Here is a 7,284-nt window from a genome sequence, read left to right as displayed (position 1 = left end):
AAGGTGTTTTCTTGAATCATTTCATAAAGCTATATGGGGAATTTAAATGATTTTTCAACTGATTCGCAGTTTAGTGAGCTGAAATTCGGTATGATCGAGACAGTTAAAAAATAGGGAAGTAACTGATGCAATTACAACGTGGTATTTATCAACATTATAAAGGGCAACTGTATCAAGTCTTACACGTGGCAACACATAGTGAAACTGAAGAAAAACTGGTGGTTTATCAGTGTTTATATGGCGATTACTCGATTTGGGTGCGTCCATTTGCCATGTTTACTGAAACGGTAATGCTAGAGGATGACCGCGAGGTTGAGCGCTTTAAACTGATTCAAGAAGTATAAACGAAGCTAAGTAAAGTAGAGGGGATTTGATGATGCATGCAGAATTTTTGAGTAAAGTATCGGCCTTATATCATCGCTTTCAAGAACATGATAGTGAGCAAACAGATCGTATTGCACGCTTTCGCAATATTGAACCCGAGTCTGCACAATTTTTGGCGCAACTGCTTCATATTCAGCAGCCTGAGCAGATATTAGAAATAGGTACATCAACAGGTTACTCAACATTATGGCTAGCTTATGCAGCACAGCAAGTGAATGCTCGATTAACCACTTTGGAAATTGATGTTGAGAGAAGTCAGCAAGCCGCTAGTCATCTTGCGGATTTCAATTTATCCAATGGCGTTGAGTTTTGGGTCGGTGATGCAGCTGAATATCTGAAGCAGTCGCAAGCCATCTTTGATTTTATATTGCTAGATGCTGAGCGTGATGCTTATATCGACTATTGGCCAGATTTGAAACGACTAATGTGTGTTTCACGCGGAGTTTTGGTGGTTGATAATGTTCTATCGCATGCGGATCAAGTTGCAGATTTTATAGCACTTATTCAGCAAGAAAAGCAGTTTAGTTTGTCTACACTGGCGATTGGCGCAGGTTTGTTGTTAGTGACGAGAGATCATGAAAAACAATCAGGATAAATCCTGATTGTTTGTACTTGAAAAATTAATGAATACTTAAGCGTGTAAAGTGCAAATCATATTCTAAATATTTATGAACAAAAGCTGTTTTATTATTACATCGAACTAAATTGTTATAAACAAATTCAGGCACGGGATGATACAACTCGCCTGAACCATCGGCATAGAAAATTTTTAAATAGCGTGAAGAAGCATTGTATTTCCAGGATGTTACCGCAATTGTCCCCATAAGCGACTCCCCATCATCTCAATGGAATCACAGCAAAATGGCTGCTTCTTTTAAACTTATGCCAAACTTGAAAAGTGATGTATTACAGTTTTGTAAATAAAAAAACCGTACATAAAGTACGGTTTTTTTAAGTGATCAATTAACGCATTTTCGCAAGGAAACGACCTACACGGGTAATGGCTTCACGTAGTTCATTTTCAGCAGGGAGGAATACCACACGGAAATGATCTGGTGTAGGCCAGTTAAAGCCTGTGCCTTGAACCAGAAGTACTTTTTCCGCACGAAGTAGATCAAGCATCAGTTTTTCATCATCTTGAACTGGATAGATTTCTGGGTCCAATTTCGGGAAGCAATACATCGCGCCTTCAGGTTTAACACAAGATACGCCAGGAATGTCATTCAACATTTGCCAAGCAATATTACGCTGTTCGTACAAACGACCGCCTGGGCGAATTAAATCATTGATTGATTGGTAACCGCCTAAAGCTGTTTGGATCGCATACTGTGCTTGGTGGTTGGCACACAAACGCATAGAAGCAAGCATGTCTAAACCTTCAATATAATCGACCGCACGAGACTTATCACCTGTGATTGCCATCCAGCCTGAGCGGTAACCCGCAATACGGTATGCTTTAGATAAACCATTGAATGAAATACAGAGTTGGTCACCCGCTAACGCTGCTACAGAAACATGCTCAATACCGTCGTAAACGATTTTGTCGTAAATTTCATCTGCAAACAAAATTAAATCATGCTTTTTAGCTAATGCAACGATTTGCTCAAGCACATGACGTGGATAAACTGCACCTGTTGGATTGTTTGGATTAATAATCACGATACCACGGGTGCGTGGTGTGATTTTACTCTCCATATCCGTAATATCGGGATACCAGAAGTTTTCTTCATCACATTTATAATGAATCGCTGTACCGCCTGATAAATTCACAGCAGCCGTCCAAAGCGGATAATCTGGCATCGGGACGAGCATCTCGTCACCATCATCTAACAAGCCTTGCATCGCCATCACGATCAATTCAGAGACACCATTGCCGATATACACGTCATTAACGTGCATATCTAAAATGCCTTTTTGTTGATAGTACTGACAGATGGCTTTACGCGCAGGGAAAATCCCTTTTGAGTCGGTATAACCTACTGCATTTGGCAGGTTTAAAGCCACATCGTTAATAATTTCTTGAGGTGCTTCAAAGCCAAACGGTGCAGGGTTGCCAATATTGAGTTTGATAATTTTATGACCAGCTTCTTCCATTTCATTGGCCGCTCGTAACACTGGTCCACGAATGTCGTAGCATACATGCTCAAGCTTAGACGATTTTTTTATTTCGCGTGGGGTTTGGAGAGTGTTCGGCATTTTGATGTTCTCGGAAAGAGTGGAGGTCACTTTTGCATAACGATATAAATAACTTTTAAATGTTTCTGTTGTTACTAGGTCTAGATCATGTTCATCTCTAAGTAAAGCAACAATTTTTTCATGCGTAAATCCCACCTGTTGATATTGTTTAATCACAGGCAGTAGATGTTTAAAAATAACGCTCTTTTTTTGCGACATTTTTTAATCCTAAGCAAGAATGCCTATAAGAGTAACATTAAAATTGCTTCCAAAAAAGCATTTAAGAAATAAAATTGCTCACCATGTTTTTAAATTTGCTTACTTTTTGCTTTTATTGGGATTATAGGTCTTTTGTAAATTGTGAATTAAACACTAGAAATTTTAAGATGAATCACGTAAATATGGGATTATCCTATTTTAAATAGCAAGATAGAAAGGGACCTAATCATGGGAAAGCTCAGTAAAACAGACCGAGAATGGCAAAGAGAGTTATCACCAGAGGAATTTCGCATTACGCGACAAAAGGGGACGGAGCCAGCTTTTACAGGTAAATATTGGAATACTAAACAAGCAGGGACTTACGTATGTCGCTGCTGTGGGACACCTTTATTTATTTCTGAAAATAAATATGACAGCGGTTGCGGATGGCCAAGTTTTTATAAGCCCGTAAATACAGCTGTTATAGAAGAGCATCAGGATACTTCACATGGCATGGTGCGTACTGAGATTGTATGTCATCACTGTGATGCTCATTTAGGCCATGTTTTTACAGATGGACCTGAGCCTACAGGTTTACGTTACTGTGTAAACTCGGCTTCATTAGAACTAGAAACACAAGAAAAAAGTGATGAGGATACTTATCCATGACAAACATTTATCAGTTTGAAGCGGAATTGTTAGATGGGAAAAATAAATCTTTTGCTGACTATGAAGGCAAAGTCCTGCTCATAGTTAATACAGCCAGTAAATGTGGCTTTACTCCACAATTTGCAGGTTTAGAAAAAATATATGAACAATACAAGGCACAAGGTTTTGAAGTTTTGGGCTTTCCTTGTAACCAATTTGGGGGGCAAGATCCGGGAAGTAATGAGCAAATAGGCGCATACTGTCAAAAGAACTATGGAGTTAGTTTCCCTATGTTTTCCAAAGTCGATGTGAAAGGCCCTGAGGCTCACGCCATCTTTCGTTATTTAACTAATAATAGTAAAGGTATTTTAGGTAGTGGGATTAAATGGAATTTTACCAAGTTCTTAATTGGAAAAGATGGCAAAGTGATCAATCGTTATGCACCAACCACTAAACCTGAAGCAATTCAAGATGATATTGAAAAAGCACTGCAAACGTAAAATTTTTTGGACTGGTTGTGAATAGTCAGTTTCAGCCTGATCGTGTAGAGTTTTGGAGTGATTCATGCATGCCTTATGTGGAAACACGTAGGGCATGTGAAAGTCGTGCCTGTTATAAGTCGCATAGCCATTCCACTTTTTCGATTGGGGCTGTAGATGAGGGACGAAGTATATTTAGCAGTGCCTTTGCGGGAACACAAGCTATAGAAGTTGGTGCGTTGGTCTTGATTCCAGAACATGTGGAGCATGCTTGTAATCCAGTGGAAGGACAAGCATGGAGTTATCAAATGATGCATTTAGATGCATCTTGGCTGAAACAACTTCTATATGAAACAGAGCAAGATTATTTAGGAATACCTAAATTTAAACCGAAAATCTATAAAGATGCCAACATGTATCAAGATTTCAGTCGGTTGAACAATCAGCTATTTAGCCCTAGACTGTCCTATTGGGAAAAAGAACAGACTTTAATTACGACGCTCGCTGAGTTGTTATTACCTCAAATTGCACTTGAGCAAATTGTAGTTAGTTCCTATGCACAAGAAGAATTGAGTTATCTTTTGACGATGATCCAGCAAGAAGAAGCGTTTTTATCTTTAGAAGAAATGTCAAAAGCAATACAATTAAGTCGCTATGCCATTATTCGGCTTTTCAAAGCATCGTTAGGTATGACGCCACATGCTTATCAGCTCAATTATAAAATAAATCAAGCACGCTCATTCTTGAAGCAAGGTATGGACATTGCGCAATTAAGTTATGCGCTAGGTTTTAGTGATCAAAGTCATTTTCAGCGCGTTTTCAAAGCTTTGACAGGGACAACACCGAAATTTTATCAGAAGCAACATCGCGCAATTTTATCCAAGAGTCCATTTTAAGTAATCGTTAGGATTAACTCGATTTTTTATTGAGTTATGTGATGGAACTTTTCATTATTATTGCTGTTACACATTTTGTTGCTTTGCTTTCTCCGGGTCCAGATTTTTTCCTGATTTTGCTAACTTTTCTGAAGAGTGGTCGAAAAATGGCACGATATACCGTTTTGGGTATCGTGACGGGTAATGCCTTAATTCTAATATTGATTTTTATTTTATTGTGCTGGCTTGGTTACATCCATCCCTATGTGTTGATGTTATTGCGTGGATTAGGCATTGTTTATCTAACGTATTTGGCGTGGCAGTGTTTAGGTTATGCGCAGAAAGAAAAAATCAAAATAGATGAAAATATACAGCCATCCCCACAAGTGAGAGGCGCTTGTTTTTTCAGGGGGTTACAGTCTAGTCTTTTGAACCCAAAGAATATGCTGTTCTATAGTAGTCTGATTCTTTTGGTTTATTCGAAATTTAATGTAGTTCAATTACTTTGCATTAGTCTGTGGATGGTGGGGATAGTATTGATTTGGAATTTACTGTTATTGAAACTTTTTAGCCTGAATCATTGGAACCAATATTTAACAAGGCAACTGGGCTGGCTTTATAAGGTATCAGGTCTCTGTTTTGCCATTTTTGCCATAATTTTGTTTATAGATGGGCTAATCTAAAAGCTTAATAATGTCTAGAGTTTGTTGATTTATATAACTTATAACAATGAAGTAATTAATTCTCATTTGAATTTACTATCTAAATAAGAATCAAATAGTTTTGATTAAGACTGATTCTCATTTACTATCAGGTTCGAATTTTAGATTGATGAAAGAGGGTGGGAAATGGTTAAACTAAAACCATTGGTGTTAATGATGGCATGTGTATCTGGGTACAGCATTTCACATGCTGCTGAAACTCAAGTGGCCATTGAATCTGACTCATCATCTCAAGCGAGCAATGTCACAGCTTTAGAAACAATTCGAATTGTTGCGAGTGCTGATGCTTCTGCAAATGGTTTAATGGAAGCTTTCGCTGGTGGACAAGTAGCAACTGGTGGTCGAGTCGGGATTTTTGGGAATCAAAAGAATCTTGATACACCATTTAATTTGACCAGCTATACCAATCAATATATCCAAGAACGTCAAGCGAAAAGTGTAGGTGATGTACTTAAAGCAGATCCTAGCGTGCGTGTAGGGCGGGGGTATGGCAACTTTCAGGAAAATTACTACATCCGTGGTTTTAACTTAGGATCAGATGACACCGCTTATAATGGTTTATACTCAATTTTACCTCGCCAGTATATTCCAACAGAACTCTTTGAGCGTGTAGAAGTATTAAAAGGTGCATCTTCATTCTTAAATGGGGCTATGCCGAGCAATGGCGGGATTGGCGGAGCAATAAATCTCTTACCGAAGCGAGCAGGAAATGACCCGTTAAATCGCGTAACTATCGGTACAGATTTTAATGGCGGTTATCTTTCGAATGATATTTCGCGACGTTTTGGTGAAAATCAGCAGTTTGGGGTGCGAGTAAATACCGCCTATCATGATGGAAATACATCCGTTGATGATGAAAAGAAATCGCTTGGACTCGCTGCAATTGGATTGGATTACAATGGTGAGCGCTTACGTCTTTCTGGTGATATGGGGTATAGCAATAATCGTTTAAATGCAACGCGACCAAATGTAACATTAGCTGCTGGATTAACATCAGTACCAAAAGCTATAGATAGTTCGAGTAATTATGCTCAAAAATGGTCTTATTCAAATGAAGAAGATATTTTTGGAAGTTACCGTGCTGAATACGATTTCAATGACGCGATTACTACTTACATGGCTTATGGATTCCGTCATGGTGAAGAGCAAAATTCATTAGCAAATTACACTTTGAGAAGTGCTTCTACAGGAGCAAGTACGCTTTACCGTTTTGATAATGCCCGTGTTGACATGGTTAATACTGGCGAAGTCGGGCTGCGTGGGAAGTTTGATACGGGTTCGATCAAGCATAATGTGGTTGTTTCTGGTTCAGTATTTCAACTGAATACCAGAAATGCTTATTTAATGGATTCGGGGAATCCGTTGAATTCTAATATTTATCAACCTATTCAATACGACCAACCTGCTGCTCTATCTCCAGCATTCTCAGGTGGAAATATGGATAGTCCGAAATTAACTACACGTACACGTCTAAGAAGTGTTGCAATTGGTGATAATTTGACAGCATTGGATGATACCTTAGTCATTATGCTGGGTGCGCGTTATCAGCAAATTCTTCAAGATACATATAACTATTCTCAAGTGAAAACAGGCACGTATGACGAGAGTAAATGGACACCAGCACTCGGGATAACCTATAAAATCACACCTGAAATTTCGGTGTATGCTAATTACATTGAGTCTTTAGCGAAAGGGCTAACGAATACAAGTGGTGGTGTCACAACGTCACTCAAACCTTTTGTAGCAGAGCAAAAAGAAATTGGAGCTAAATATGAAAATGACGATCTTGGGGTGACACTAAGT

General features: G+C 38.7%; 9 protein-coding genes. 7 read left to right on the top strand and 2 right to left on the bottom strand.

All coding sequences use genetic code 11. The features are described 5' to 3' along the window. The first annotated feature begins 125 nt into the window (after positions 1 to 125). Together DPG01_RS17905 and DPG01_RS17900 are read left to right on the top strand one after the other, a co-directional pair. Entirely contained in the window at positions 126 to 344 is a 219-nt protein-coding gene (locus DPG01_RS17905) for a DUF1653 domain-containing protein (protein WP_086209344.1), read from the top strand. 29 nt (positions 345 to 373) lie between these two features. After that, positions 374 to 979, top strand: coding sequence for an O-methyltransferase (locus tag DPG01_RS17900; protein WP_110975960.1), 606 nt, complete (start codon positions 374 to 376; stop codon positions 977 to 979). Positions 980 to 1,004: 25 nt separating this feature from the next. On the opposite strand, the gene DPG01_RS17895 is transcribed toward DPG01_RS17900, so the two are convergent. Together DPG01_RS17895 and DPG01_RS17890 are read right to left on the bottom strand one after the other, a co-directional pair. Further along, positions 1,005 to 1,208: a KTSC domain-containing protein gene (locus tag DPG01_RS17895; RefSeq protein WP_086209342.1), complete on the bottom strand. Its 204-nt coding sequence runs from the start codon at positions 1,206 to 1,208 to the stop codon at positions 1,005 to 1,007. Between the two features lie 139 nt (positions 1,209 to 1,347). Further along, positions 1,348 to 2,778: a pyridoxal phosphate-dependent aminotransferase gene (locus DPG01_RS17890; protein WP_110975959.1), complete on the bottom strand. Its 1,431-nt coding sequence runs from the start codon at positions 2,776 to 2,778 to the stop codon at positions 1,348 to 1,350. A gap of 228 nt (positions 2,779 to 3,006) precedes the next feature. Between DPG01_RS17890 and msrB the strand changes: the two genes are divergently transcribed. The 5 genes from msrB to DPG01_RS17865 form a co-directional block, all read left to right on the top strand. After that, a complete protein-coding gene (msrB, locus tag DPG01_RS17885; RefSeq protein WP_004693474.1) occupies positions 3,007 to 3,426 on the top strand; it encodes a peptide-methionine (R)-S-oxide reductase MsrB in 420 nt (139 codons plus the stop codon). Further along, positions 3,423 to 3,905, top strand: coding sequence for a glutathione peroxidase (locus DPG01_RS17880; protein ID WP_110975958.1), 483 nt, complete (start codon positions 3,423 to 3,425; stop codon positions 3,903 to 3,905). Before msrB ends, DPG01_RS17880 begins: the two co-directional genes overlap by 4 nt. A 68-nt stretch (positions 3,906 to 3,973) precedes the next feature. Further along, positions 3,974 to 4,780 (top strand): AraC family transcriptional regulator, encoded by an 807-nt coding sequence (locus DPG01_RS17875; protein ID WP_110975957.1) that lies wholly within the window; start codon positions 3,974 to 3,976, stop codon positions 4,778 to 4,780. Positions 4,781 to 4,821: 41 nt separating this feature from the next. Beyond that, a complete protein-coding gene (locus tag DPG01_RS17870; protein WP_110975956.1) occupies positions 4,822 to 5,442 on the top strand; it encodes a LysE family translocator in 621 nt (206 codons plus the stop codon). 165 nt (positions 5,443 to 5,607) lie between these two features. After that, positions 5,608 to 7,284 (top strand): TonB-dependent receptor (locus tag DPG01_RS17865; RefSeq protein ID WP_110975955.1); only part of this gene is annotated, 1,677 nt, incomplete at its 3' end.

The organism is Acinetobacter sp. WCHAc060042 (assembly GCF_003231195.1).
Taxonomy (GTDB): domain Bacteria; phylum Pseudomonadota; class Gammaproteobacteria; order Pseudomonadales; family Moraxellaceae; genus Acinetobacter.
The sequence above is the reverse complement of the archived record's forward strand: the minus strand, read 5'-3'. Positions and strand labels throughout refer to the sequence as shown.